29 protein-coding genes and 1 tRNA gene are annotated in these 23868 nt (G+C 39.7%); 7 read left to right on the top strand and 23 right to left on the bottom strand.

The features are described 5' to 3' along the window. Nucleotides 1–251 precede the first annotated feature (251 nt). From E7C97_RS06510 to E7C97_RS06500, 3 genes are read right to left on the bottom strand one after another with little or no spacing between them, the layout of a single operon-like run. Nucleotides 252–887 carry an SGNH/GDSL hydrolase family protein gene (locus E7C97_RS06510; protein ID WP_316108522.1) on the bottom strand — a complete coding sequence of 212 codons (636 nt, stop codon included), beginning with the start codon at nt 885–887 and terminating at the stop codon, nt 252–254. 1 nt (nt 888) lies between these two features. Next, a complete protein-coding gene (locus tag E7C97_RS06505) occupies nt 889–1716 on the bottom strand; it encodes an HAD family hydrolase (protein ID WP_316108521.1) in 828 nt (275 codons plus the stop codon). A gap of 24 nt (nt 1717–1740) precedes the next feature. Then, entirely contained in the window at nt 1741–3060 is a 1320-nt protein-coding gene (locus E7C97_RS06500) for a CapA family protein (protein ID WP_316108520.1), read from the bottom strand. A gap of 160 nt (nt 3061–3220) precedes the next feature. Here E7C97_RS06500 and def point away from each other — a divergent pair, with 160 nt between their 5' ends. Together def and rlmB are read left to right on the top strand one after the other, a co-directional pair. After that, nucleotides 3221–3832, top strand: coding sequence for a peptide deformylase (def, locus tag E7C97_RS06495; RefSeq protein WP_001272935.1), 612 nt, complete (start codon nt 3221–3223; stop codon nt 3830–3832). A 44-nt stretch (nt 3833–3876) separates the two neighbouring features. Further along, nucleotides 3877–4605 carry a 23S rRNA (guanosine(2251)-2'-O)-methyltransferase RlmB gene (gene rlmB / locus E7C97_RS06490; RefSeq protein ID WP_000855759.1) on the top strand — a complete coding sequence of 243 codons (729 nt, stop codon included), beginning with the start codon at nt 3877–3879 and terminating at the stop codon, nt 4603–4605. A 181-nt stretch (nt 4606–4786) separates the two neighbouring features. Here the strand turns inward: rlmB and trxB are convergent, their stop codons facing one another. From trxB to E7C97_RS06455, 7 genes are all read right to left on the bottom strand, one after another. Then, entirely contained in the window at nt 4787–5698 is a 912-nt protein-coding gene (gene trxB / locus E7C97_RS06485) for a thioredoxin-disulfide reductase (protein ID WP_060955540.1), read from the bottom strand. Nucleotides 5699–5763: 65 nt separating this feature from the next. Then, complete coding sequence (locus tag E7C97_RS06480; RefSeq protein WP_000960970.1) at nt 5764–5988, bottom strand: DUF4059 family protein; 225 nt, start codon at nt 5986–5988, stop codon at nt 5764–5766. Between the two features lie 79 nt (nt 5989–6067). Continuing rightward, nucleotides 6068–6811: an amino acid ABC transporter ATP-binding protein gene (locus E7C97_RS06475; RefSeq protein ID WP_049502693.1), complete on the bottom strand. Its 744-nt coding sequence runs from the start codon at nt 6809–6811 to the stop codon at nt 6068–6070. Beyond that, on the bottom strand, nt 6811–7611 hold the full coding sequence (locus E7C97_RS06470) for an amino acid ABC transporter permease (RefSeq protein ID WP_049508615.1): 801 nt from the start codon (nt 7609–7611) through the stop codon (nt 6811–6813). The genes E7C97_RS06475 and E7C97_RS06470 overlap by 1 nt, the downstream gene beginning before the upstream one ends. Nucleotides 7612–7767: 156 nt before the next feature. Beyond that, the gene (locus E7C97_RS06465) at nt 7768–8124 is read right to left on the bottom strand and encodes a Spx/MgsR family RNA polymerase-binding regulatory protein (protein ID WP_316108519.1); all 357 of its coding nucleotides are present in this window, start codon (nt 8122–8124) and stop codon (nt 7768–7770) included. A 12-nt stretch (nt 8125–8136) separates the two neighbouring features. Then, on the bottom strand, nt 8137–8649 hold the full coding sequence (locus E7C97_RS06460; RefSeq protein WP_316108518.1) for a methylated-DNA--[protein]-cysteine S-methyltransferase: 513 nt from the start codon (nt 8647–8649) through the stop codon (nt 8137–8139). Continuing rightward, complete coding sequence (locus tag E7C97_RS06455) at nt 8642–9142, bottom strand: GNAT family N-acetyltransferase (RefSeq protein ID WP_316108517.1); 501 nt, start codon at nt 9140–9142, stop codon at nt 8642–8644. Before E7C97_RS06455 ends, E7C97_RS06460 begins: the two co-directional genes overlap by 8 nt. Nucleotides 9143–9276: 134 nt before the next feature. On the opposite strand from E7C97_RS06455, the gene E7C97_RS06450 reads away from it, so the two are divergent. Continuing rightward, nucleotides 9277–9732, top strand: coding sequence for a DUF1836 domain-containing protein (locus E7C97_RS06450; protein WP_061863266.1), 456 nt, complete (start codon nt 9277–9279; stop codon nt 9730–9732). Further along, entirely contained in the window at nt 9722–10369 is a 648-nt protein-coding gene (locus tag E7C97_RS06445; RefSeq protein ID WP_223339213.1) for a hemolysin III family protein, read from the top strand. The genes E7C97_RS06450 and E7C97_RS06445 overlap by 11 nt, the downstream gene beginning before the upstream one ends. A gap of 29 nt (nt 10370–10398) precedes the next feature. Here E7C97_RS06445 and pdxT read toward each other — a convergent pair whose 3' ends face one another. From pdxT to E7C97_RS06415, 6 genes are all read right to left on the bottom strand, one after another. Next, nucleotides 10399–10971 carry a pyridoxal 5'-phosphate synthase glutaminase subunit PdxT gene (gene pdxT, locus E7C97_RS06440; RefSeq protein WP_223339212.1) on the bottom strand — a complete coding sequence of 191 codons (573 nt, stop codon included), beginning with the start codon at nt 10969–10971 and terminating at the stop codon, nt 10399–10401. Further along, nucleotides 10972–11847, bottom strand: coding sequence for a pyridoxal 5'-phosphate synthase lyase subunit PdxS (gene pdxS, locus E7C97_RS06435; protein ID WP_223339211.1), 876 nt, complete (start codon nt 11845–11847; stop codon nt 10972–10974). Nucleotides 11848–11984: 137 nt separating this feature from the next. Continuing rightward, nucleotides 11985–12617 carry a Pr6Pr family membrane protein gene (locus E7C97_RS06430; RefSeq protein ID WP_316108516.1) on the bottom strand — a complete coding sequence of 211 codons (633 nt, stop codon included), beginning with the start codon at nt 12615–12617 and terminating at the stop codon, nt 11985–11987. 2 nt (nt 12618–12619) lie between these two features. Then, the gene (locus E7C97_RS06425; protein ID WP_316108515.1) at nt 12620–12958 is read right to left on the bottom strand and encodes a zinc ribbon domain-containing protein YjdM; all 339 of its coding nucleotides are present in this window, start codon (nt 12956–12958) and stop codon (nt 12620–12622) included. Nucleotides 12959–13096: 138 nt separating this feature from the next. Further along, nucleotides 13097–13768: a (d)CMP kinase gene (gene cmk / locus E7C97_RS06420; RefSeq protein WP_316108514.1), complete on the bottom strand. Its 672-nt coding sequence runs from the start codon at nt 13766–13768 to the stop codon at nt 13097–13099. A gap of 8 nt (nt 13769–13776) precedes the next feature. Next, nucleotides 13777–14265, bottom strand: a complete 489-nt coding sequence (locus E7C97_RS06415) for an SAG1386/EF1546 family surface-associated protein (RefSeq protein ID WP_000410178.1) — start codon at nt 14263–14265, stop codon at nt 13777–13779. Between the two features lie 45 nt (nt 14266–14310). Between E7C97_RS06415 and E7C97_RS06410 the strand changes: the two genes are divergently transcribed. Continuing rightward, a complete protein-coding gene (locus tag E7C97_RS06410) occupies nt 14311–14508 on the top strand; it encodes a ferredoxin (protein ID WP_316108513.1) in 198 nt (65 codons plus the stop codon). Nucleotides 14509–14610: 102 nt separating this feature from the next. Here the strand turns inward: E7C97_RS06410 and E7C97_RS06405 are convergent, their stop codons facing one another. The 6 genes from E7C97_RS06405 to E7C97_RS06380 all read right to left on the bottom strand — a co-directional run bounded on the left by E7C97_RS06405 (nt 14611) and on the right by E7C97_RS06380 (nt 21680). Beyond that, entirely contained in the window at nt 14611–15543 is a 933-nt protein-coding gene (locus E7C97_RS06405; protein WP_049548286.1) for a glycosyltransferase family 2 protein, read from the bottom strand. 1 nt (nt 15544) lies between these two features. Continuing rightward, entirely contained in the window at nt 15545–16564 is a 1020-nt protein-coding gene (gene galE, locus E7C97_RS06400) for a UDP-glucose 4-epimerase GalE (protein ID WP_316108512.1), read from the bottom strand. 103 nt (nt 16565–16667) lie between these two features. Further along, nucleotides 16668–17765: an FAD-dependent oxidoreductase gene (locus E7C97_RS06395; RefSeq protein WP_316108511.1), complete on the bottom strand. Its 1098-nt coding sequence runs from the start codon at nt 17763–17765 to the stop codon at nt 16668–16670. Nucleotides 17766–17781: 16 nt separating this feature from the next. Further along, nucleotides 17782–18579, bottom strand: a complete 798-nt coding sequence (locus E7C97_RS06390; protein WP_316108510.1) for a Nif3-like dinuclear metal center hexameric protein — start codon at nt 18577–18579, stop codon at nt 17782–17784. Next, nucleotides 18566–19243 carry a tRNA (adenine(22)-N(1))-methyltransferase TrmK gene (locus E7C97_RS06385; protein WP_316108509.1) on the bottom strand — a complete coding sequence of 226 codons (678 nt, stop codon included), beginning with the start codon at nt 19241–19243 and terminating at the stop codon, nt 18566–18568. Before E7C97_RS06385 ends, E7C97_RS06390 begins: the two co-directional genes overlap by 14 nt. A 100-nt stretch (nt 19244–19343) precedes the next feature. Then, entirely contained in the window at nt 19344–21680 is a 2337-nt protein-coding gene (locus E7C97_RS06380; RefSeq protein WP_316108508.1) for a cation-translocating P-type ATPase, read from the bottom strand. Between the two features lie 132 nt (nt 21681–21812). On the opposite strand from E7C97_RS06380, the gene E7C97_RS06375 reads away from it, so the two are divergent. Beyond that, entirely contained in the window at nt 21813–22562 is a 750-nt protein-coding gene (locus E7C97_RS06375) for a 1-acyl-sn-glycerol-3-phosphate acyltransferase (RefSeq protein WP_316108507.1), read from the top strand. Between the two features lie 117 nt (nt 22563–22679). After that, a tRNA-Thr gene (locus tag E7C97_RS06370) sits at nt 22680–22752 on the top strand. Nucleotides 22753–23261: 509 nt separating this feature from the next. Here E7C97_RS06370 and E7C97_RS06365 read toward each other — a convergent pair. Further along, nucleotides 23262–23868 (bottom strand): pyruvate kinase (locus E7C97_RS06365; protein WP_316108506.1); only part of this gene is annotated, 607 nt, incomplete at its 5' end.

The raw sequence follows: 23868 nt of genomic DNA, 5'->3' as shown, positions 1-23868 counted from the left end.
CTTGGGCTGTCTTGAAAAAGAAAGTGACAAATTTATTAAGGGAAGTCCCAAATATCTTTGAATGTTTAGAGTGCTTTTTTAAAACTAAATGACTATAAAGCAAAAATAATCCAGTATTCTAGCGAATTTATGATAAAAACAAAAAATTCAACTTATAGACCATAGTGAATGTTTATCACTTTTTTACATCTACAAGAAGAATTTTTTTATTATTTATGATTCTTAAATTTATATCAAATTAGTGAATCTATCTAGAAAATATATTTTTTTAGAGTACTTGATAAAGCCTGGTAGCCAGGGACACTGAGATGAAGACCATCCGTTGTATAGTCTGCCTTGAGTTGCCCCTCATGATCGAGTAAGTTCTCAAAAACAGGCACAAATTCAACCTGCATATAGGCAGAGGCAAGGTCTTGATAGGCTTGGTTCCAGGCCTTGATTTTCTCATTGGTACGAATATAAACTGTCTGCTTGAAGTCCGTACTCTCATTGACCGGCAGAATAGAAACTAGCTTTATCTGTGACAGTGGATAATCACGAGAAATGGTTTGAATCACACTCTCAATATTGTTTAGCGCTTCATTCATTGGAACATCTTTTCCAATGTCATTTGTCCCAATCAAAAGTATAATTTGATCCACTGCATCGCCATAGAGGTGAGCATCAAGATTTTCTCGTAAAAGTCCCGTCTGGTAGCCTCGAATTCCTCGGTTCACAATAGTTTTTGACGTTCCCAATAATTCTTGCAAGGGATAATATTCAATAATGGAATCCCCGATAAAAATGATATCTGGTTCAATTACCGAGATTTGATTAAGTTCACGATACTTGGTTTGAATTTTCTCTTGCTCTTTTAAGAGCCAGTTTTCTAATAGTTGTACTGCCAAGTTATTCTCCTTCTTCTAGCCAGTTTTCTAAAACTTGGTAAACCCCTGCCTGACTGTTTGCTGGCGCTACTTCTGTCGCAATTTCCTTGACTCTATCCTCTGCATTTTCCATTGCGTAAGAAATACCTGCCAACTCTAACATTTCAATGTCATTTTCACTGTCTCCAAAAGCCATGATTTGTTCAGGTTTTAAATTCCAACGTTTGAGCAATTCTTCTAAGCCCCAAGCCTTATGAATCCCATCTTGTAAGATATCAATACAACCATATCCACTAGAAACAGCTCGCACATGCCCATCAAATAAGTCATTGATTTCCTGTAAAACCGAATCGGATCGTTCTTCACCAACAACCATACTCATCTTGAGAACACCACCGAAGAGTTTAGAGTCAAATTCATCGACGAAGTGCATCCTTTGATAGAATTTCTCAATCATCTCCGGAGTCATGAATTTATCAAGTTCGGTAAAGACAGTGCCTTCCTTGACAAAACCGCCATTCATAGCAGTTACGACAAACTGATCCTGACACTCTCTGCCTTTAAAATGAACCAAAGCTCTATCAACCATAGCATCGTCCCAAGTCTGAGCTTGAATCAATTTATCACTTTCGAATATACGAGCACCATTAGCAACCACGAGAACTACTCTATCTGCTAGATGTTTCAGTAATTGTCGCATTCGATGAACTTCATTTCCCGTTGCAATGACAAAACGAACTCCACGCTGATCTAGCTGATCTAAAATTTTCTCTAGTCGAGGTAGATCCAGTTGTCCTTTAGGATCCAACAAAGTACCGTCCATATCCGTTGCTACTATCTTAATTTCCATTTTGTCTCCTTGAGATTCGAATCACTACCACTTCAAACCTACATGTTCATTCATTTCTTTATAGGCTGTATCAATCCTTTGCTTTGTGGCCTCGTCTAACTGACTACGGTATTTCCCGCCCTCTATAAAATCTTCCAAGATATAGGTTTGGTAAAGATAGAGTGGGTAGCCTTCTGGAGAATAGCCTCCCTTTGGAGTACGACTCACCCAGCTTGGATGGGCTTGGGCCGTCTCAATAGTCGTTTTTCCGGATTTCTTCTTAATAGTCACATCCATGAGGACTCCACGTTCCGTCCACTTGGCATTTTCAACATCCTGCATGGTTTCAATCCGTTGATTTGAGATAAAATTCCCCATAGAGTAGATGATAAGCTTTTTATCACCGTCTTTTTCAACCGTTTCAGCTGGTTCAACAACGTGAGGATGACCACCAAAGATAATATCAGCTCCCCAATCAATCATTTTATGGTAAAGTTTCTTTTGCTCCTCAGTCGGCTCAATTTGATACTCAACTCCCATCTGAGGCATGATAATTGTAATATCTGCCTCCTTCTCTGCTCGTTCAATTTCAGCCTTCATTTTATCTTCGTCTAAGTCTGAAAGATAACGATTATAATCCTCTTGTGAAATGCTTTGTTCAATGCCGTTAAAACCATAGGAATAAGCTAAAATAGCAACTTTAATACCATTAACTTCCTTGATAACTAAAGGAGCCTTATCTCGTGATTCATGGGTATAGACCCCGACCGGTGTCATTCCTGCCTTTTCAATAGCATCTGCAGTTGAAATCACTCCCTCAATCTGAGAATCCAAGATATGATTGTGAGCCAAATCTAGCACTTGATAGCCTGCATCTTTTATAGCATCCATAACTTCACCAGGTGCATTGAACAAGGGGTATCCTGCAAGATAGTGGTCTTTATTTACAGTTCCTTCAAAATCACCAATGACTAAGTCAGCTTGCTTCAGCCAGGGTTTTACATACTCAAAATTTTCATGGAAATCATAGGTGCCGTCTGATTTTTTGGCTGAAATGTAGATAATGTCATGATAGAGCAAATCACCATTTGCCATGATACGCGCACTCGTTTCTTGTTCCGTCTCTGCATTCTTTGCCTGAGAACTTGACTCTTGGTGTGCGGAACTTGGATCACTACTGCTTAAAGAAATCCCTCGAGCTCCTTCCACTAATAAAGTAAGCATCATCGAGACAGCTACCGAAGCTAACAAGACCACAATAAAAGTGCGATTATTCCACTGCTTATAGTTCCTGAAAAACCGAACGGAATGTCTAATAGCTTGTAAAACGGGACCATTTTTTCTTTTTCTACTACGTTGTTCCATCATTTTTCTCCCATGATTTTAAAGTCTATTTTCTTACTCTATTATACCACAGACAAATAGGTATTTCCTTTTATTATATTATTTTTTAGCAACTTCTGTGACTTTCTTTCTCATCTGTTTTGTGTTATCATGTAATTGTAATAGAAGGAAAGGAAAGAATATGTCTGCTATAGAACGAATTACCAAAGCTGCTCATTTAATCGATATGAAAGATATTATCCGCGAAGGGAACCCTACTCTTCGTGCTGTTGCCGAGGAAGTCAGTTTCCCTTTGAGTGATCAAGATATCATTCTTGGAGAAAAAATGATGCAATTTTTGAAACACTCGCAAGATCCTGTTATGGCTGAAAAATTAGGTCTACGTGGAGGAGTTGGACTTGCTGCACCGCAGCTCGACATCTCAAAACGCATCATCGCCGTACTGGTACCAAATATCACTGAGGAAGGGGAAACTCCACAAGAAGCCTATGATTTACAGGCTGTCATGTACAATCCTAAAATCGTCTCACACTCAGTCCAAGATGCTGCCTTAGGCGAGGGAGAAGGTTGCTTGTCTGTTGACCGTGCTGTTCCAGGCTATGTTATCCGCCACGCTCGAGTAACTGTCGACTATTTTGATAAGGATGGAGAAAAGCACCGCATCAAACTAAAAGGCTACAACTCAATCGTAGTTCAACATGAAATTGACCACTTAAATGGCATTATGTTCTATGATCGTATCAATGAAAAAGACCCATTTGAAGTTAAAGATGGCCTGCTCATTCTTGAATAAAGAAAATCCCGTTGCAAGACGGGATTTTGTGTTATAATGAAGATATGAAAACAAACGATATTGTCTATGGCGTTCATGCCGTCACAGAAGCTCTTTTAGCAAATACTGGAAACAAACTCTACCTTCAGGAAGATTTACGAGGAAAGAATGTGGAAAAAGTTAAGGAATTGGCTACTGAAAAGAAAGTATCCATTTCTTGGACTTCCAAAAAATCACTTTCTGAGATGACTGAAGGAGCTGTTCACCAAGGTTTTGTCTTGCGCGTTTCTGAATTTGCCTACACTGAACTTGAGCAGATTCTTGCTAAGACACGCCAGGAAGAAAACCCACTACTACTAATCCTTGATGGTTTAACGGACCCACATAATCTTGGTTCTATCTTGAGAACAGCGGATGCAACCAATGTTTCAGGTGTCATTATTCCAAAACATCGAGCAGTTGGTGTAACACCCGTAGTTGCAAAAACAGCAACAGGTGCGATTGAACACGTTCCTATTGCTCGAGTCACTAATCTTAGCCAAACCTTAGACAAACTTAAGGATGAAGGTTTCTGGACATTTGGAACTGATATGAACGGAACTCCTTGCCACAAATGGAATACCAAAGGAAAGATTGCTCTCATCATCGGAAATGAAGGCAAAGGTATCTCTAGCAACATCAAAAAACAAGTGGACGAGATGATCACTATTCCAATGAATGGGCACGTACAGAGCCTCAATGCCAGCGTTGCTGCTGCCATTCTCATGTACGAAGTTTTTCGAAATCGACTCTAATAAAAAGTGAGGTTGGGACAAAAGATCCCGACCTCACTTTTTATTAGCAATCAAACTTTGACACGGTAGCTGATTGAACTTTTTGTTCATCTTTTAGACTCCAAAAAGCTCCTAATCATCCTCGCAGGGCTGGAACTTCGAAATCTAGACTTTGTCTATCGTTTTCTGTCCCACCGCCTTTTTAATAATGTTCGGTAATATATTTGTAGGCCTCTTGACCTGCAATAGCGCCATCTCCAACAGCTGTTGTAACTTGGCGAAGGTCTTTTTGACGAACATCCCCAACCGCAAAGACACCTGTAACACTTGTCTTCATGTGATCATCTGTCACAATCCAACCTGCCTGGTCGCGAATCTGCAACTCTTGGACAAAGTCACTAACAGGGTCTAAACCAACATAGATGAAGACACCACCAAAAGCTTGTTCTGTCACCTGACCTGTTTTAACATTTTCAATCACAACCGATTCCACACGGTTTTCACCCTTGATTTCTTTAACGACAGAATCCCAAATGAAGTTGATTTTTTCATTGGCAAAGGCACGATCTTGCAAGACCTTTTGGGCACGTAGTTCATCTCGACGGTGAACAATGGTAACAGATTTTGCAAACCGTGTTAAGAAGATAGCCTCTTCAACTGCGGAGTCACCTCCACCTACGACCAACAAATCCTGGTCGCGGAAAAAGGCTCCATCACAAACTGCACAGTAAGAAACTCCACGACTATTGAGTTCTTCTTCTCCTGGAACCCCCAAGAGACGGTGCTTAGAACCAGTCGCTACGATAACTGTGCGAGTTTCATAAACTTGGTCGTCTGTTACGACTTTTTTGAATTCGCCATGATCCTCAACATTTTCAACGAAGCCATAGAGATGCTCAACACCTAGATTTTCAAGAGGTTCAAACATCTTTTCAGCTAATTCAGGACCACTGATATTAGCATAACCTGGATAGTTTTCAATGTCAGAAGTATTATTCATCTGACCACCAGGAAGTCCACCTTCAATCAAAGCAACTTTCAAATTGCTACGTGCTGCGTACAAGGCTGCAGTCATCCCAGCAGGCCCTGCACCGATAATAATCGTATCGTACATTCACTTTCCTTCTTTCTTGTTGTAACTATTTTTATTCTAACGGATTAAATCCCATTTTACAACTATTAAGCCTTGAGAACCAACAAAATGCTCATGGTTGCAAATGACAATACTGGAATTGTTAAAACTCCAATCATAATCATATCGTAGAGATGGGCTTGACGTGCTTTAGCAGTTTTGTCAACCCCAGACAGAGCTCTAAGTCCAATCCAGAGTCCTAAAATAATCAAGACCAGTAGAATTGTCAACACTAAACTCTCTAAATACAAAGCAAATAGCTGAACTAGCATGCTCTCTCTCTTTTCTATTAATTTTAAAGAGCAAACCCAGTTAGCCTAGCCAACTGAGTCTTTCTTATCTTCTATTATATCAAATATAGGTTCGTTTGTAACTAGCAAAGAATTCTTTTGTTCGTTCTTCTTTAGGATGATTGATAATCTCATCTGGTGTTCCAGACTCAATAATCTTTCCTTTATCCAAGAACAAAACCTTATCAGCTACTTGGGAAACAAAGGACATATCGTGACTGACTAAAATCATGGTTTGACCTGATTTAGCTGCATTAGCGATAGATCTTTCTACCTCACCAACCAATTCTGGGTCAAGGGCTGAAGTAGGTTCATCCAAGAGCAAGATTGCTGGCTTCATGGCTAAAGCACGCGCCAAAGCTACCCGTTGTTTTTGTCCACCTGATAAGTGGCGAGGATAGTGCTGTTGACGATCTGAAAGACCAACCTTAGCCAACTCTTCTTTGGCAATCTTAGTTGCTTCTTGGTCGGAAAGTTTTTTAACAACTACCAAACCTTCCTTGACATTGTCTAAGGCTGTTCTACGCTCAAACAAATTGAACTGTTGGAACACCATGGACAACTTACGACGAAGAGTCAAGATTTCATCTTGAGTAATTTGAGAAAAGTCAACTTTGAAATCATCAATCTGAATACTTCCACTATCAGGTGTTTCCAAATAATTTAGGCTACGAAGAAAGGTTGACTTCCCCGCTCCTGAGGAACCAATCAAAGCTACTACTTCCCCTTTTTGAATATCTAAATTCAGATGATCCAAGACGGTTTGACCAGAAAAGGATTTGCTTAAATTTGAAATCTTAATCATTAGCGAAGGTCTCCTTTCACATCTGTTTTCGCATTATCTGGTGCTTCGATGGCCATTTTTTTCTCAATAAAGCGGCCAAGATTTTCAATAGCGATATTTACCACCCAGTATACAAGGGCAACTGAGATGAAACGTTCGAAGTAACGATAGTCGGCACCACCCAAAATCTGAGCTTGGGCGAAGACTTCTACAACACCCGCACTAAAGGCTAGGGAAGTCCCCTTAGTCAAACCGATTAGGGAGTTAATCAAGGTTGGAGTCGCTACTACCGCTGCATTTGGAATAATCACACGACGGTAAACTTGTGCACGTGTCATTCCAAGACTACGAGCGGCTTCAATCTCTCCAGGATTAACAGAAAGAATAGCTGCACGGATAGTTTCACTAGCGTAAGCTGCTTCGTTAAAAGCAAAAGCTACAATGGCAAAAGCTGCAGCTGGAATCGCATTGATATTAAAAGCAGTTCCCCATTGTTGATTCAACGCTTTTAATGCTAGAGGAATTCCATAGTAAGTCAACATCAACTGCACTAGGATTGGTGTCCCTTTTAAGAAACTAACAAAGAATGCTTGTAATGGATAAAGAATTCTAACTCGATTAATTTTTACGATAGCAAAAACCAAGGCCAATATTATACCAAAAAAAGCACCAAATACTGTCAACATCAATGTTGTTGGCAATTGTTGTACAATTCTTGGAATCCCATCAAAGACAGAACGAAAACTAAACAGTTTGCCGTCTGGAATATACTGCATCAAGTTTTGGTACCAATCTGATGCTAAAATTGTTGTAACATTCATAGAAACATCCTCTCCTGATAATGAATCATTCTATCATACTTCTGCCTAGATTTAAAATATTTGCTACGAGCAGAAGAGACTTTGTCTACCTACTAGTTTATCATACTTTAAAAGCGTGAGGTTATATATTTTACCTATCAAGGAGATAGAAAAAAACTATTTCAAAGCCAAGTTGTCGTAGGTTTTACGATAACCAATCTGCTTCACAGCACCATTCTCCACTAATATTGGACGTTTTAATAACATACCATCACTGGCCAAGAGTTTGGCTGCTTCTTTATTGGATAAAGTTCCAACCTTGTCTTTTAAACCCAGTTCACGGTATTTAATACCACTAGTATTGAAAAATTGCTTCAACTCAAATTCTGAAGTTTCAAGCCAATTTAAAATGACTTCTTCACTAGGAGTTTCTTCTACAATATGAACATCTTTATACTCTAATCCGAGTTGATCTAACTCTTTTTTGGCTTTTTTACAAGTTGTACATTTTGGATATTCGATAAATTCTAACATTTTCTTTTCTTTCTATTCCTTATTCTCTTGAAATACTGCACCTTCATGCTTTAAGAGCCAAGCCTTCTTGTCAATTCCTGAAGCATAACCCGTTAGACGATTACCTGCACCTAATACGCGGTGACAAGGTACTAGGATAGACCATGGGTTGCGCCCTACAGCACCTCCGATTGCCTGAGCCGAAGCTATCTGCAAGTCCTTAGCTATTTGTCCATAAGTAACTGTCTGACCAAAAGGAATTCCTTGCAAGTAGTTCCAGACTCTTTTTTCGAAATCACTACCGACAGGAGCTAAAGGTAACTGAGACAAATCTTGATTTTGTCCTTTAAAATAAGCATCTAAATAGCTAGTAATCTGATTTAAAATGGGATGACTTTCCACCTCAACTAGATTACCTGCCGACAAGCCTCTCTCAAAATAACTCTGTGCTTCAACCCATATCCCAAACAGATAGTGATCATCTGCTACCAAAGATAAGATCCCAATCGGAGACTTGTACAGTATCTTTGCATACTTCTTAGGCATTTGATTTTAATTTTTGATAGGCCAAGCGTTCTCCATCTATTGGAACTTTACCGACCTGTTTAAAACCAAGCTTTTCAAAGATATGTTGCATGGCCTTGTTTTTAGCATGTGTATCTGAACGAAAATCTAGGTAATCAAAACCTTCAATCAAGCCTTCCAAGAAGGTCTGGGCAACACCTTGGCCTTGGACATCTCTAGAAACGGCAATCCGATGAAATACAAGGTATTCTGGTTCTCTTCCTTCCCAACTTCCATCATAAATGGCTTCATAAGCTTTTTCTGGACTTTTAGTCACTGCTGCATAGGCTAAAAGTTCTCCTTCGTCCAAGGCTACATAAGCCTGACCAGAGATGATATCTTCAATAATCGTGTCGGCATTTGGGTAACCATTTTGCCACTGGGTGCTACCAGCTTCCGCCAAGCATTTTTTAGCTTCCTCAATCACCTGCATAATTGCATCTACTTCGTTTGGAAAGGCTAAACGAATTTCCATCTTATCTCCTCTTTTCTGACTAGTTTCTCTCATCATAGCATAATTTAAGGCTTTCTACAAGCAGTTAAAACTTGACTTTTTGTTTCTATTATTTTATAATCCAGTTATTAAAACTAGATAAACAGGAGTTGGAAATGAAAACTACTTTTTCCTACCCAGAATGGGACGAAATTCCAAACATTGATCTCTATTTGGATCAGGTCCTACTTTATGTGAATAAAGTTTGTTCCCCTATTTCTCTTGCTAAAGAGAAAGGTTTAACTGCATCAATGGTGAACAACTATGTGAAGCATGGCTATATCAGTAAACCTGAAAAGAAAAAATACCAACGCAAACAAATTGCCCGATTGATTGCTATCACAACACTCAAGTCTGTTTTTTCAATCCAGGAAATTGCTCAAACCCTAAACACTCTACACACAGAGACTAACTCACAAGAACTTTACAATGCTTTTGTGGACTATATGAATAAAGATATTGATCCAGCTAATCCCATTATCCAGGCAAGCTGCCAAACGGTCAAACTCTATCATCAAACACTTGCACTAGTCTATACAGAAACCGAAGAGGAGGAAACAAATGAATACTAGTTTCAAACTTAGTAAACGACTTAGTTTTGGAGAAGAAATTGCCAACAGTGTCACCCATGCTGTAGGAGCATTTATCATGCTCATCCTACTTCCCATTTCATCTACTTACAGTTATGAGGCACATGGTTTCTTATCGTCTATTGGTGTTTCCATCTTCGTCATCAGCCTCTTTCTCATGTTCTTATCATCAACTATTTATCATTCTATGGCTTATGGTTCAACTCATAAATATGTGTTACGAATTATTGACCATTCTATGATTTATGTTGCGATTGCAGGTTCTTATACTCCTGTCGTTTTGACCTTGATGAATAACTGGTTTGGTTATCTGATTATCGCCATTCAATGGGGAACAACTATTTTTGGTATTCTTTATAAAATCTTTGCCAAAAAAGTCAATGAAAAATTTAGTCTGATACTCTACCTCATCATGGGTTGGCTAGTTGTGGCTATCCTACCAGCAATCATCAGTCAAACAAATCCAATCTTTTGGACTCTTATGGTATCAGGTGGGCTTTGCTATACAGTTGGTGCTGGTTTTTATGCTAAGAAGAAACCTTACTTCCACATGATCTGGCATCTCTTCATTCTGGCAGCTTCCGCTCTCCAATACATTGCCATTGTTTATTACATGTAAAAATAGGCCGGGAAAATCCCGACCTATTTTTATTTGCACATATTGATAAAGTATTGATGCAAGCGAAGATCATTTGTCAATTCAGGATGAAAGGAGGTTACGAGCATATTCTTTTCTTGTGCCGCAACGATTTGATTGTTCACAATCGCTAGAACATCAACACTGTCACCAACACTACTGATAATCGGTCCACGGATAAAGGTCATTGGAATTTTACCAACGCCCTTGCAGTCAGCTTCTGTACAAAAGCTTCCTAGCTGACGCCCATAGGCATTGCGCTCTACTACTATATCCATGGTCGCTAGATGGCTTTCCTCTTGAGAAGTGATTTGTTTTGCTAACAAAATTAAACCCGCACAAGTTCCAAAGACTGGTAAACCATTGAGAATAGCCTCTCTTAGAGGAATTAGCATCTGCTGATCTCGCAACAGTTTCCCCATGGCCGTTGACTCACCTCCTGGCAAAATCAAACCTGATAGCTCACTTCGATGTTGCTGAAAATCTTCTAGGTTTCGTAGTTCAATACTTTCAACTCCTAGTTGAGCAAGGACTTTCTCATGCTCTACAAAGGCGCCTTGCAAGGCCAATATTCCAATTTTCATCTATTTTCCTCGCTCAGCCATGAGAATTTGGATTTCATTCTCATTGATACCAACCATGGCTTCTCCCAAATCTTCTGAGATTTGAGCTAAAATTTGAGGATTTTGATAGTTTGTAACTGCCTTGACAATTGCTGCTGCACGTTTAACAGGATCACCTGATTTGAAAATCCCTGAACCAACAAAGACACCTTCTGCACCTAGCTGCATCATAAGAGCAGCATCTGCAGGTGTTGCTACACCACCTGCTGCGAAGTTCACGACTGGTAGTTTTCCATGTTCGTGAACGTATTGAACTAATTCTACAGGTACTTGGAGTTCTTTTGCTGCGACATAGAGTTCATCTTCACGGAGATTTTGAATGCGACGGATTTCTTGATTCATCATACGCATATGGCGGACTGCCTGAACGATGTCTCCTGTTCCAGGTTCCCCTTTTGTACGGATCATTGATGCTCCTTCAGCGATACGACGTAAGGCTTCTCCTAGATCTTTAGCACCGCAAACAAAAGGAACTTGGAATTCTTTCTTATCCACATGGAAACGATCGTCAGCTGGAGATAGCACCTCACTCTCATCGATATAGTCAATCTCGATGGCTTCTAAAATCTGTGCTTCAACAAAATGCCCAATTCGAACCTTGGCCATAACTGGAATGCTGACTGCGTCTTGGATTTCCTTGATCATCTTTGGATCGCTCATACGAGAGACACCACCAGCTGCACGAATATCAGCTGGAATTCGCTCCAAGGCCATAACAGCTGCCGCACCTGCAGCCTCTGCAATTCTTGCTTGCTCAGGATTTTGAACATCCATGATGACGCCACCTTTAAGCATCTGTGCCAAATTTTTATTTAATTCATAACGATTTTCAGTCATTTTCTCTTCCTCAATAGTTGTATTGGTAGCTACAATTTTATTTTAAGGTAGAAATGACTCAAGTACAAGATAAAAAAAATCGATTTGTCCGGGTACAATTATCTCTATCACAAAAAAAGCACCCACATTGGATACTTTTATTTCTTAGATTTTTTAATACTTTTCACAAGATAAAAGAGATATCCTGAAACCATGTAGGCAACAAAGATAGTTGCTGCCCATTTAAAGACAAAGCCCCAACCATGTTTGGTAGCATTCAAAAAGAAATAAGGGAAGGGACTATCCTTAGCATTAGGGACATCCATCTTTAGAACAAAACCGTTTAAAAGGGCAAAAATCATATAAAGCAAAGGAAGGCTAGTCCAAAGCATGGGATCAACTAACTTATATTGACGACTCTTATCAAAAATAATTGTATCTGCTAAAAACCAGAGAGGGACAATATAATGGCAAAGGAAATTTTCCAAACGGTAAAAATCTGTCGTCAAGGGAGCTAGCATGAAATGATAGATGACACAAGTAATCATAATACTCATAGTGACGCCACCTTTGAGACGTAGGATACCAGAACTCTGCCAACTATCACCTCCACTACGCATCTTTATCAAAAGATATCCTGTAAAAAGTACAACCAAAAGGTTAGAAAGTACTGTGTAGTAAAGCAACATCCCTAAACCACCACGTTTGGTAATCTCCAAGTATACACCGGTAAAGGCTGCTATAAATAAAAAGATACGACTATAAAATATTACTTTTTCATTTTTAATCATGATTAAATCTTCTTCACAAATTCTGATTTAAGCTTCATAGCACCAAAACCATCAATCTTACAGTCAATGTTGTGGTCACCTTCAACAATACGGATGTTTTTTACACGAGTTCCTTGTTTGAGGTCTTTAGGAGCCCCTTTAACCTTCAAATCTTTAATCAAGGTTACTGTATCTCCATCAGCTAGTTTGTTTCCATTAGCATCGATAGCAACAATGCCTTCTTCTGCTTCAACTTGCTCAGCAGGATTCCACTCGTAAGCACATTCTGGACAAACAAGAAGTGCACCATCTTCATATACATATTCTGAATTACATTTTGGGCAATTTGGTAATTGACTCATGTTATCTCCTTAAAAAAATTTATGATTATTTGAATGTCAAATTTTCTTCAACAGCAACTATTATACCTTAAAACAGACTATTTGACAAATTATGATAAAAAACGATAAACCGAAATTCAGTTCATCGTTTTATAGTTCTTATAAATGTTTTTGAGCTTCTGATTTAATTTTTTCAACAACTTCTAAAATAGAGAGGCCAGTCGTATCCAAATAGATTGCATCCTCAGCTTGCTTGAGAGGTGAAGTTTCACGATGACTATCTTTATAATCACGCGCAGCAATCTCTTCTTTCAAAATTTCCAAATCTGTTTCGATTCCCTTTGAAAGATTTTCCTTGTAACGACGCTCCGCACGCTCATCCACTGAAGCAACAAGAAAAATCTTCAATTCAGCCTTAGGCAAGACCACTGTACCAATATCTCGACCATCCATAACGATGCCGCCTTGTTGGGCAATTTCTTGCTGAAGGGCTACCAATTTTTCACGAATAGCTGGAATGGCTGCAAAAGCAGATACAGCATTGGTTACTTCATTTTCACGGATTGGATTGGTAACATCAACATCTCCAACAAAAACAAGCTGTTCTCCTGTTTCAGCACGACCAAAGCTAATCGGATATTGTTCCAATAATTCAAGAAGTCGAGAAGACTCTTCTGGACTTACTTGGTTGTTCAAAGCGATGTAAGTCGCAGCACGATACATGGCACCTGTATCCAAGTAGGTATATCCAAAGTCCTTAGCGATAATCTTAGCTACTGTACTCTTACCACTTGAAGCTGGTCCATCAATGGCAATCTGAATTGTTTTCATTCTAACTCCTATCTTGTCTTAAGGACATCACCAGGATTTGCAAACCAAGTACCTGAAGACATATGACCAGGGTTCAAGGCTTCAAGTTGAGCAATAGAAATGCCTGCTCTAGCTGCAATAGCTGCCTCACCTTCACCTGCAAGGACAGTAATGGTTCCTTCAGCATTTGTATGTTCCTCTGAACTACTTGAAGAAGTTGATTCTGCTTCAGAACTTGATGCTTCAACTGAACTACTTGATGATGTTGAAGAAACTTCCTCTACCTTAGGCGCAGAAGAATCATGAAAATCTTTCAAGGCTGCCGTACGATCACTTCCACCGGATGACAGGTAGATTAGAATAGCAATCATACCGACAACGATAACAAAGAAAATACAAGCCAAAATCGTTAAAATACGATTAGCTCCTACTCCTGATTCCTTATTTCCTCTGCTTCTGCGTTCCGAACGACTTTCCTCGATGTCGTAAATATCTTCTTGCCATGGTTCCTTTTCCATACCTTACTCCTTGTTTTTTTTCTAATTTCTTATTACAATATAAATATGAAAATCACACTTATACCTGAACGATGCATTGCCTGCGGGCTATGCCAAACCTATTCTGATTTATTTGATTACCATGATAATGGTATTGTGCGTTTCTATGATGATCCTAATCAACTAGAGAGAGACGTCCCAGCTAGTGAAGAGCTAGTGGAAGCTGTGAAACAGTGTCCCACTCGCGCGCTCATCAAAGATTAATTTGTCATCAGTGGTGATTCAATTTCCAAATACCACTTCCTCTAGTTTAGCATATTTTTCCAGAAAATTATAGTCTTTTGAAGGACTTATTTTTAGCAAATCTTATCTTGACTCACTCTGTTCTTTTATCAGATAGAGGGGTCTTTTTTTCGTTTCCAGATAAATTTTACTGATATATTTTCCGAGAATCCCAATCGTCAATAATTGGACACCACCAAGAAATAGAATGACAGCCATCAGAGAGGTCCAACCAGAAGTTGGATTGCCAAGTAAGAGAGTACGGACAACTACAAACAGTGTCATCACCAAAGCCAGAAAACATGATGAAAGACCCGCAACAAAAGCTAATATCAAAGGAAAATCTGAAAAATTCACAATCCCTTCGATAGAGTAGAAAAAGAGTTGTCTAAAGCTCCAACTAGTCTTACCCGCCCGCCTTTCAACATTAGGGTATTCTAGATAGTGAGTGTGAAAACCAACCCAGGCAAAGAGCCCTTTGGAAAAGCGATTGTATTCTGTCAATTCCAACACTGCATCCACAACTGTTCTTCTCATCATTCGAAAATCACGGACACCCGATGGAAGAGCCACTGGGCTAATTTTTTGCATGAAACGATAAAAAAGATCGGCGCAGAAACTACGTAAAACGGGTTCCCCGTCTCGACTAGTTCTCCTAGTTCCAACACAATCCAAGTCTGGATTCTGATCTAGTAGTTCTTTCATCTCAAGCAAGAGGCTTGGTGGATCCTGAAGGTCTGCATCCATAACCACCACCAAATCTCCACTTGCTTGTTGTAAACCTGCATATATGGCCGCTTCCTTCCCAAAATTTCGCGAGAAAGAGATATAATGTACTGCAGCATTTTTCTCTCGATAAACCTTTAGAACGTCCAAAGTCTTATCAGTCGAACCATCATCTACAAAAATGTATTCGATTTCTGTTCCCAAATCTGGGATCAGTACTTCAAGAGTTTGATAAAAAAGAGGAAGTACTTCCTCTTCGTTTAAACATGGGACTATGATTGAAATCATCATCTTAGTCTTCAAATCCGTTTGGATGTTGACTTTGCCAACGCCATGCGTCTTGACACATCTCTGTAATACCAAGTTCTGCTTCCCATCCTAGCTCTTCCTTAGCTTTTGCTGGATCTGAGTAGCAAGCTGCAATATCACCTGGGCGACGTTCAACAATACGGTATGGAATAGGACGTCCGACTGCTTTTTCCATATTTTGGATAATTTCAAGAACTGAGTAGCCTTTTCCAGTACCAAGGTTATACACATTGAGTCCAGAGCCTTTTTGAAGCTTCTTAAGGGCGGCAACGTGTCCTTTTGCTAGGTCAACGACGTGGATATAGTCACGAACACCTGTTCCATCTTCAGTATCGTAGTCGTCTCCAAAGACCTGAACTTGTTCCAACTTACCAACTGCAACTTGTGTCACATATGGAAGGAGGTTATTTGGAATACCGTTTGGATTTTCACCCAAATCACCGCTCTTATGCGCACCGATTGGGTTGAAGTAACGAAGTAAAACAACGTTCCACTCTGAATCTGCTTTATAGATATCTGTCAAGATTTCTTCCAGCATTAGCTTGGTACGACCATATGGGTTTGTAGCTGAAAGTGGGAAATCTTCTAGGATTGGGACTGTATGAGGATCTCCATAAACAGTTGCTGATGAACTGAAGATGATATTCTTACAGTTTGTCTCTTCCATAACTTTCAAGAGACTGACAGTTCCAGCGATATTGTTATCATAGTAGGCAAGTGGGATACGTGTAGACTCACCTACAGCTTTCAAACCAGCAAAATGAATCACACCTGTTGGTTCTTCATGTTTGAAAATATCACGAAGTGTATCTGTGTCACGAATATCTGCTTCGTAGAAAGGAATTTCTACCCCAGTGATTCTTTCGACTACTTCAAGACTTTTACGACTACTGTTTACCAAATTATCCACGACAACTACTTGGTGTCCAGCTTGGATCAATTCAATGACCGTGTGAGTTCCGATAAAACCTGCTCCACCTGTTACCAGAATTTTTTCTTGCATTTTATTTCCTCAATTCTTGGATTATTTTTTTCATTTTACCATTTTTGATAGGGAAAGTCATTTGCTATCCTAATCCTATCGTAAAAACTAGGTAAAAGGTTTACTATTGTTTCTTTTTAATGTATCTTTCAGTCGGATAATCTGCTGGATCCAATACTCCTTTTCTCCCTTGAAGCATTTGAGCTATATGATAACCGATAATAGGACCAGTCGTTAAGCCTGAAGATCCTAGACCACTTGCTGTATAGACTCCTGATAAGTTTGGAACCTGTCCGAAAAATGGAGAAAAGTCACTCGTATAAGCCCGAATTCCTACACGTTCACCAGATAAAACTGCATCCTTTAAACTCGGATAAAATGGATTCGCTGCCTCAGCCATTTGTTGGAGCAAATTTTTATCGACTGTAAGATCAAATCCCATGTCATTCTCATGGGTAGCTCCTAGAGATAACTTGCCTCCAGGAAATGGTATCAAATCCCACTCACCTTCCGGCATGACAACAGGATAGCTTGCCATATCTAAATCAACCTGATAATCTCTAAGTTGACCTTTTTGAGGACGAACATCCACCTCATAGCCTAAAGGCTCCAAAATGTGTCCAAGCCAAGCTCCCGTAGATAAAATTACTTGGTCAAACATTTGATTGTCTATCTGATAGCCTGATAATAAAGGAGTTAGACTAACCTCTTTCTTTATGACCTTAACCTGACTGGCATCCAGTAAACGACTCACTAGGAGTTGCCCATCTACTCGAGCTCCACCAGAAGCATAAAGCAATCTCTCAAATCCCTTTAGACCAGGGAATAACTTACTCGCAGACTCTTGATCCAGAATGGCTAATTTCCCTATCAAGGGAGATTCATCTCTACGTTGCAAGGCTAGTTGATAGAGTTCCTCTAGTTTGGACTCATCTTTTTTAAGAAGAAAGACTCCTGAGCGTTGGTAAAAATCTACCTTTTGACCAGATTTTTCTATATCAGCTAATAAATCTACATAAAAATCTGCTCCTAGGCGCGCCATCTTGTACCAGACCTTATTGCGTCGTTTAGAAAACCAGGGGCTGATAATTCCTGCCGCTGCCTTGGTCGCTTGTCCGTGCCCATGATCAAAGATAGTTACTTCGATATCAGTTTCTTTAGAAAGATAGTAGGCAGCCGTTGCCCCTACAATTCCTGCTCCTACAATAGCAACTTTTTTCATTGTCTTTACCTTCTAACTAGATATGATGGAATGGATTGGTCGATGCCTGACTTGCGATGACCTCTAAAGGCCAATCATTTTCTTCCTTCCATTCGTTCAGGAACGCTGCAATTTTTTCAACAAAGAGAACTTCAATATAGTGTCCTGGGTCCAGAGCCAACAAGCCGTCTGACAACATCTCTTGGGCAGTGTGGTAATAGATGTCACCAGTAATGTAAACATCTGCTCCTTTTGCTAAAGCATCAGAGTAGAAAGACTGCCCACTGCCACCACAAATAGCTACTCTTGAAATGGTTTTTTGCAAATCACTCTCTTGATAATACACCATACGAAGGCTATCTAAACCAAAGACTTCCTTAACATGATCTGCAAATTCCTTAAAGGTTTGAGGTCTAATAGTTCCAATACGCCCGATGCCACGTTCAGGACCTGTTTCCTGTAGAAAAGTTGTATTCTTAATATCCAATAGTTGGCAGAACCAGTCATTGAGACCATTTTCAACAATATCGATATTAGTATGACTGACATAAACAGCGATATCGTGCTTGATGAGATCGATATAAATCTGATTTTGAGGGTGGCTAGCTACCAAGTCCTTGATTGGACGAAAGATAGGCGCGTGCTTAACGATAATCAAATCTACACCCTTCTCAATAGCTTCTGTCACTGTATCTTCACGTATATCAAGAGCAACCATGACTTTTTTGATTTCTTTGTCTAGGGTACCAATCTGCAAACCACGGCTATCACCCTCCATAGAAAATTCTTGGGGGCAATAGGTTTCATAACGCTTAATCACTTCACTTGCTTTCATGGAGCACCTCCTTAATGGCTTGAATTTTATCTGCCAGAACCTGACGTTCTTCTTGATTTTTTTCTGGAATTTGACTAAGGGCAAACTCAAGCTTAGCAGCTTCTTTTTGCCATTTTTGGATGAAGACTGGACTGACTTCTTTGGACAAGAAGGGGCCAAAGCGGACATCAGTTGCTGATAGATTCATTTTACCAGCTTCTGCAACTATGATCTCGTAGAATTTCCCAGCTTCTTTTAGAATACTTTCTGCTATGATTTGAAAACCATGCTCTTGTAACCAAGAACGCAACTCATCTTCTCGATTATTGGGTTGAAGAATCAAACGCTCAACAGTGGCAAGTTTGTCTAATCCTTCTTCTAATATTGTAGCAATCAAGCGACCACCCATTCCAGCAATAGTGATGACAGATACCAGATCACTTTCTTCGAAAGCTGCTAAACCATTGGCTAAACGAACCTGAATTTTCTCAGTCAAGCCATGACTTTCAACATTTTTGACTGCAGATTGATAGGGACCTTCTACTACCTCTCCTGCAATGGCACGCTCAATGTGCCCTTTTTCAACTAATTCAATCGGCAGATAAGCATGATCACTCCCTACGTCCAGTAAAACGGCTCCTTGAGGTACAAAAGAAGCTACCGTTTCTAATCTCTTTGAAATCATCTTCTCTCACTTTCCAAAAGTCTATTTCTCTTTATTATACCATATTTTAGCTAGCAATCCTGCTCCTAAAAAGACCGCAATCATGGATTGCAGCCTTTCTTTATCTTTTAGCTTGATAACGACTTGTCAGGATGAAAATCACAGTAAAGATCAGCATCATGACACCATAGACAGGTAATGTTTGTCCTGTCAGTGTTGAAATTTCAAGTAGTTTTTGGATTCTTGGAAATAGAGCAGTTCCAAGGAAGCCACCAACTGACCAAATAATCAAGAGGACACGCCATAGACTAAATGGCAAGCAAGCTCTAACTACTGATAAGAAGCCAATTGAGGCTAGTAGATAATACAGAAGTGTCGAAATTTCAATCGCTGACCAACCTTGACTGGTTCCAAAAATTTTAACAAAGAGAACACTAAAGACTACCATCAAGGCACTTGGTAGTGCACGGAGCATGGATTTTCTGAGGAAGTTTTGTTCGACTGGTTTAATATTTCGTTCAAAGGTCAATACGAACGGCGGGAAGCCTTCCACGAACTGGTCAATCATGGTAATCTGAATCGGAATGAATGGGAAAATTAAAATCCATTCAGTACGTCCCAACAAAGCACTCGCAATACAGATGATTGCCAACAAGAAGGAATAGATGGTCTTAATCAAGAAAATTGGAGCAATGTGAGCAATATTATTAACTACACGACGCCCCTCAAAGAGTATCTCAGGAACATCATTAAAGTCTGAGTTCAAGAGGACTAGATTTGCAATCTGACGAGTCGCTGGATCCCCTTCAGCCATCACGATGGAACAATCTGCCTCACGGAGGGCAAGGATATCATTGACACCATCTCCTGTCATGGCTGTAGTATGTCCTGCTTTTTTCAGAGTTTGGATGATTAGTTTCTTTTGATGAGGCGAGACACGTCCAAAAATCGCTGTCTCCTCAGCCATAGCAATCAATTCCTCGTCCGTGATTTTTGAACAATCTACATAGCTATGATAATCTGCAAAACCTGCTTTTTGAGCAATACTTGAAACGGTAACTGGATTATCACCAGAAATAATTTTCAACCCTACTTCCTGAGAACGAAGATAGTCTAGAGTTTCAGCTGCCCCTTCTCGGATTGGATCTAGAATCTCAAGCAAAGCCAAGGCCAGCATATCCGATGGTTTCTGCGGTTTGTGGTGATCAAGTTTTTCTTGACTGAGGGCCAGAACTAAGACACGAGATCCTCGTTCGAGAGCTTCTCTAGCCTCAGGAACTTCAGCATTCAATAACATCTCTGGTGCGCCTAGAAAAACAGTTCCAAGACCTTCCAACTCCATTGCTCCCCATTTACGATCGCTTGAAAATGGAAGACTTGAAATCATCGGATAAGCTACTTCTCCCACAAAACGCTTTCGAATAGCTTGAGCAGTTGGATTTTTATCCTCACTGTGGGATATATAGCTAGTTAGTATGTCAGCAATAGCATTTTGATCATAAACTTGAGTAAGAGGAAGAACAGTCTCAACCTGCATCTTACCTTGGGTGATGGTACCTGTCTTATCCAAGCAGAGCATATCCACGCGCGCAAGGGTTTCAACAGAGTACATCTCCTGCACCAAGACCTTCTTCAAACCAAGCTTGATAACGGCGGTTAAAAGAGAGGTAATGGTCAAGAGGGCAATCCCCTTAGGCAACATTCCCAAAAGAGCTGTAGAGGAATTCACTACAGAAGACTTCAGTGGTAAACCTTTTAAGACCAAAGCTTCAAGCAATAGAGCAATTCCAAATGGAATGATGATTTTCCCAGTAAAGCCTGCAAGCTGGTCTAGCGATTTCATGATACGTGAGTTGATAGGTTTAACTGTCTTAGCTTCAAGCATGAGTTTAGCTGCATAGTTATCTGCTCCTACATGATGAACTTGAGCGAGGACAGAACCACTGGCAAGAAAACTACCGGACAGCATTAAGTCTTCTACTTCTTTTTGCACCAAGTCGCTCTCGCCCGTTAACATGGCTTCATTGACTTCAGCAAAGCCTTCTAATACAATCGCATCACTTGGAATTTGATCCCCTGCAGACAAGCGAATCACATCATCCAAAACAAGATCTTCAGGGTCTAAAGCAATCTCTTGTCCATCACGAATAGTCGTAATCTTTTCTTTATTTAAGAGATTGAGTTTATCAACCATATGCTTGGCACGTAGCTCGGTTACAATTCCTGAAAAAGCGTTAAAACAGATAACTGCAAAGAAAACCAAGTTGCTCCAGGCTTGAACAAAAGCTAGCGCTAATGCAATAGCAAAGTTTAAAGCATTGAAGAGAGTAAAGACATTTCGTTTTACAATCTGCCAAGTACTGGTACTAGCTGATGCTTTGAAATCATTGACCTGTCCCTGTTTCTGACGTTCATTAACTTCTGATTGGCTTAAGCCTATAATTTTATTTTTATCCATAATTTCTATCATATCATTTTTTTAAAAATAATTCTAATTTCATATGAAGAGCAATTCCGCCTAAACAAAAAAACATTTGCTTGTCCTACAACGATAAGGTATAATAAAAGAAAGAAAATTGAAGGAGACACCATGTTTTATACTTATCTTCGTGGGCTGGTTATGTTGATTCTCTGGTCTATCAACGGTAATGCTCATTATCATAATACGGATAAAATTCCGAATCAAGATGAAAACTATATCCTAGTTGCTCCCCATCGTACTTGGTGGGATCCTGTCTACATGGCATTTGCGACCAAACCGAAACAGTTTGTTTTTATGGCTAAAAAGGAACTGTTCTCTAATCGAATCTTTGGTTGGTGGATCCGTATGTGTGGTGCCTTTCCTATTGATCGGGAGAATCCTAGCGCTTCGGCTATCAAATATCCTATCAATGTCCTTAAAAAGAGCGACCGATCTCTCATCATGTTTCCAAGTGGTAGTCGTCATTCTAACGATGTCAAAGGGGGCGTAGCTCTGATTGCTAAAATGGCCAAGGTTCGCATCATGCCAGTTACTTACACTGGTCCAATGACCTTAAAAGGACTCATCAGTCGTGAACGTGTCGATATGAACTTCGGAAATCCTATCGATATCTCAGACATTAAGAAAATGAATGATGAAGGAATTGAGATGGTTGCTGAACGTATCCAATCAGAATTCCAACGTCTGGATGAGGAAACAAAACAATGGCACAATAACAAAAAACCAAATCCTTTGTGGTGGTTTATTCGCATACCAGCACTGATTCTTGCTGTCTTAGTTGCGATTATTACCATCATCTTTAGCTTTATTGCAAGTTTTATCTGGAATCCAGAAAAAAAACAAAATCAATTGGGTTAGAATAAAATGGCTGAGGGATATTCTCTTAAGCCATTTTAGTTTGACTGACAGCTGATTACTTTTAAATAAAACATTTTATTGACAAAGATTTGATTCTATAGTATACTTTTTAAGTAAGCTGATTTAGCTCAGTAGGCAGAGCGCATCCATGGTAAGGATGAGGTCGCCGGTTCGATCCCGGCAATTAGCATTGTTCATCAGTTCCTTGGTATAGGAACTTTTTTTATTGACATTTTATTGACCTTATAGTAAAATAAAACTTGCGATGAGTCGATATGTAGCGAGAGCTACTATTGAGCAAAGGAGGTCATAACGCAGGAGCGGACCTTGAGAAATTGTGTGAACCTGTTTCTCACATGGAGATGCCTCTCAAAGCTTTCTGGTTTTTCCAGAGAGCTTTTTTTATTTTCCTAAACTCTACTAAACCCTATCTTTTAGCAAACCTTTCTGCACAAACATCAATAAGCTCAAGCCTCAATCATACACTTATAGACTTATTATCCAAAAAATCCTAGCTAAGTTTAGTCATAAAGATACAAAGATGACCAATGAAATCTTTAATTACAGCAAAAGTTACAGGGCAAACTGTAGTTTATACCTTAGCATTGAAAGGAAAATGATATATTTTGCCCCTCGTCACAAAAAAAGACCTATCACACAAGCTAGAAAGCTTGATATGATAGGCTTTTTAATGTTAGATTAACGTACAGTGCGGATACGCATTGTGTTAGTACGAACTGCTTCACCAAGTGGCACACCTGCAACGATAACGATATCGTCACCAGATTGTACAAGACCTGCTTCAACTGCTTTACGTTCTGCAATTTCAAACATGTCATCAGTTGATGATGGAGCTTCTGTCAACATTGGGATAACACCCCAGTTCAACATCAATCCACGTTCTGTCAATTCGTCAAATGTCAATGCCAAGATATCAGCATTTGGACGATATTTAGAGATCAAACGTGCTGTGTGACCAGTCTTAGTAAGAGTTACAACCAATTTGATGTCCATTGAGTTTGTAGCGTCTTTAACTGCTGAAGCCATAACTTCTGTCTTAGAGTTACGTTCAAATGAATCTGAGTTCAAACGTCCGTACTCGTTAAGAAGAGTTTGAGCGTTCTTATCGATAGTTGCCATTGTACGAACAGACTCAAGTGGGTATTTACCATTTGCTGACTCACCTGAAAGCATTGTAGCATCAGTTCCGTCGATAACAGCGTTAAATACGTCTGATACTTCTGAACGAGTTGCACGTGGTTTTTCAGTCATTGTTTCAAGCATGTTTGTTGCAGTGATAACAACT

It is taken from the genome of Streptococcus sp., from assembly GCF_032481935.1.
Taxonomy (GTDB): Bacteria; Bacillota; Bacilli; order Lactobacillales; family Streptococcaceae; genus Streptococcus.
This window is presented reverse-complemented; position numbering and strand designations above follow the sequence as displayed.

Bases quoted from the DNA above. Each gene is read 5' to 3' on its own strand.
- cmk (WP_316108514.1), bottom strand. From the start codon at position 13,768: ATGAAAACAATTCAGATTGCCATTGATGGACCAGCTTCAAGTGGTAAG.
- E7C97_RS06425 (WP_316108515.1), bottom strand. From the start codon at position 12,958: ATGAGTCAATTACCAAATTGCCCAAAATGTAATTCAGAATATGTATAT.
- E7C97_RS06430 (WP_316108516.1), bottom strand. From the start codon at position 12,617: ATGATTAAAAATGAAAAAGTAATATTTTATAGTCGTATCTTTTTATTT.
- E7C97_RS06455 (WP_316108517.1), bottom strand. From the start codon at position 9,142: ATGGAAATTCGTTTAGCCTTTCCAAACGAAGTAGATGCAATTATGCAG.
- E7C97_RS06380 (WP_316108508.1), bottom strand. From the start codon at position 21,680: ATGGATAAAAATAAAATTATAGGCTTAAGCCAATCAGAAGTTAATGAA.
- E7C97_RS06385 (WP_316108509.1), bottom strand. From the start codon at position 19,243: ATGATTTCAAAGAGATTAGAAACGGTAGCTTCTTTTGTACCTCAAGGA.
- E7C97_RS06390 (WP_316108510.1), bottom strand. From the start codon at position 18,579: ATGAAAGCAAGTGAAGTGATTAAGCGTTATGAAACCTATTGCCCCCAA.
- E7C97_RS06465 (WP_316108519.1), bottom strand. From the start codon at position 8,124: ATGTTAGAATTTATCGAATATCCAAAATGTACAACTTGTAAAAAAGCC.
- galE (WP_316108512.1), bottom strand. From the start codon at position 16,564: ATGCAAGAAAAAATTCTGGTAACAGGTGGAGCAGGTTTTATCGGAACT.
- E7C97_RS06450 (WP_061863266.1), top strand. From the start codon at position 9,277: ATGAAAACTACTTTTTCCTACCCAGAATGGGACGAAATTCCAAACATT.
- trxB (WP_060955540.1), bottom strand. From the start codon at position 5,698: ATGTACGATACGATTATTATCGGTGCAGGGCCTGCTGGGATGACTGCA.
- pdxT (WP_223339212.1), bottom strand. From the start codon at position 10,971: ATGAAAATTGGAATATTGGCCTTGCAAGGCGCCTTTGTAGAGCATGAG.
- E7C97_RS06395 (WP_316108511.1), bottom strand. From the start codon at position 17,765: ATGAAAAAAGTTGCTATTGTAGGAGCAGGAATTGTAGGGGCAACGGCT.
- E7C97_RS06475 (WP_049502693.1), bottom strand. From the start codon at position 6,811: ATGATTAAGATTTCAAATTTAAGCAAATCCTTTTCTGGTCAAACCGTC.
- E7C97_RS06505 (WP_316108521.1), bottom strand. From the start codon at position 1,716: ATGGAAATTAAGATAGTAGCAACGGATATGGACGGTACTTTGTTGGAT.
- E7C97_RS06500 (WP_316108520.1), bottom strand. From the start codon at position 3,060: ATGGAACAACGTAGTAGAAAAAGAAAAAATGGTCCCGTTTTACAAGCT.
- E7C97_RS06375 (WP_316108507.1), top strand. From the start codon at position 21,813: ATGTTTTATACTTATCTTCGTGGGCTGGTTATGTTGATTCTCTGGTCT.
- E7C97_RS06460 (WP_316108518.1), bottom strand. From the start codon at position 8,649: ATGCCTAAGAAGTATGCAAAGATACTGTACAAGTCTCCGATTGGGATC.
- E7C97_RS06405 (WP_049548286.1), bottom strand. From the start codon at position 15,543: ATGATGATTTCAATCATAGTCCCATGTTTAAACGAAGAGGAAGTACTT.
- rlmB (WP_000855759.1), top strand. From the start codon at position 3,877: ATGAAAACAAACGATATTGTCTATGGCGTTCATGCCGTCACAGAAGCT.
- E7C97_RS06480 (WP_000960970.1), bottom strand. From the start codon at position 5,988: ATGCTAGTTCAGCTATTTGCTTTGTATTTAGAGAGTTTAGTGTTGACA.
- E7C97_RS06415 (WP_000410178.1), bottom strand. From the start codon at position 14,265: ATGGAAAAGGAACCATGGCAAGAAGATATTTACGACATCGAGGAAAGT.
- E7C97_RS06470 (WP_049508615.1), bottom strand. From the start codon at position 7,611: ATGAATGTTACAACAATTTTAGCATCAGATTGGTACCAAAACTTGATG.
- pdxS (WP_223339211.1), bottom strand. From the start codon at position 11,847: ATGACTGAAAATCGTTATGAATTAAATAAAAATTTGGCACAGATGCTT.
- E7C97_RS06410 (WP_316108513.1), top strand. From the start codon at position 14,311: ATGAAAATCACACTTATACCTGAACGATGCATTGCCTGCGGGCTATGC.
- def (WP_001272935.1), top strand. From the start codon at position 3,221: ATGTCTGCTATAGAACGAATTACCAAAGCTGCTCATTTAATCGATATG.
- E7C97_RS06445 (WP_223339213.1), top strand. From the start codon at position 9,722: ATGAATACTAGTTTCAAACTTAGTAAACGACTTAGTTTTGGAGAAGAA.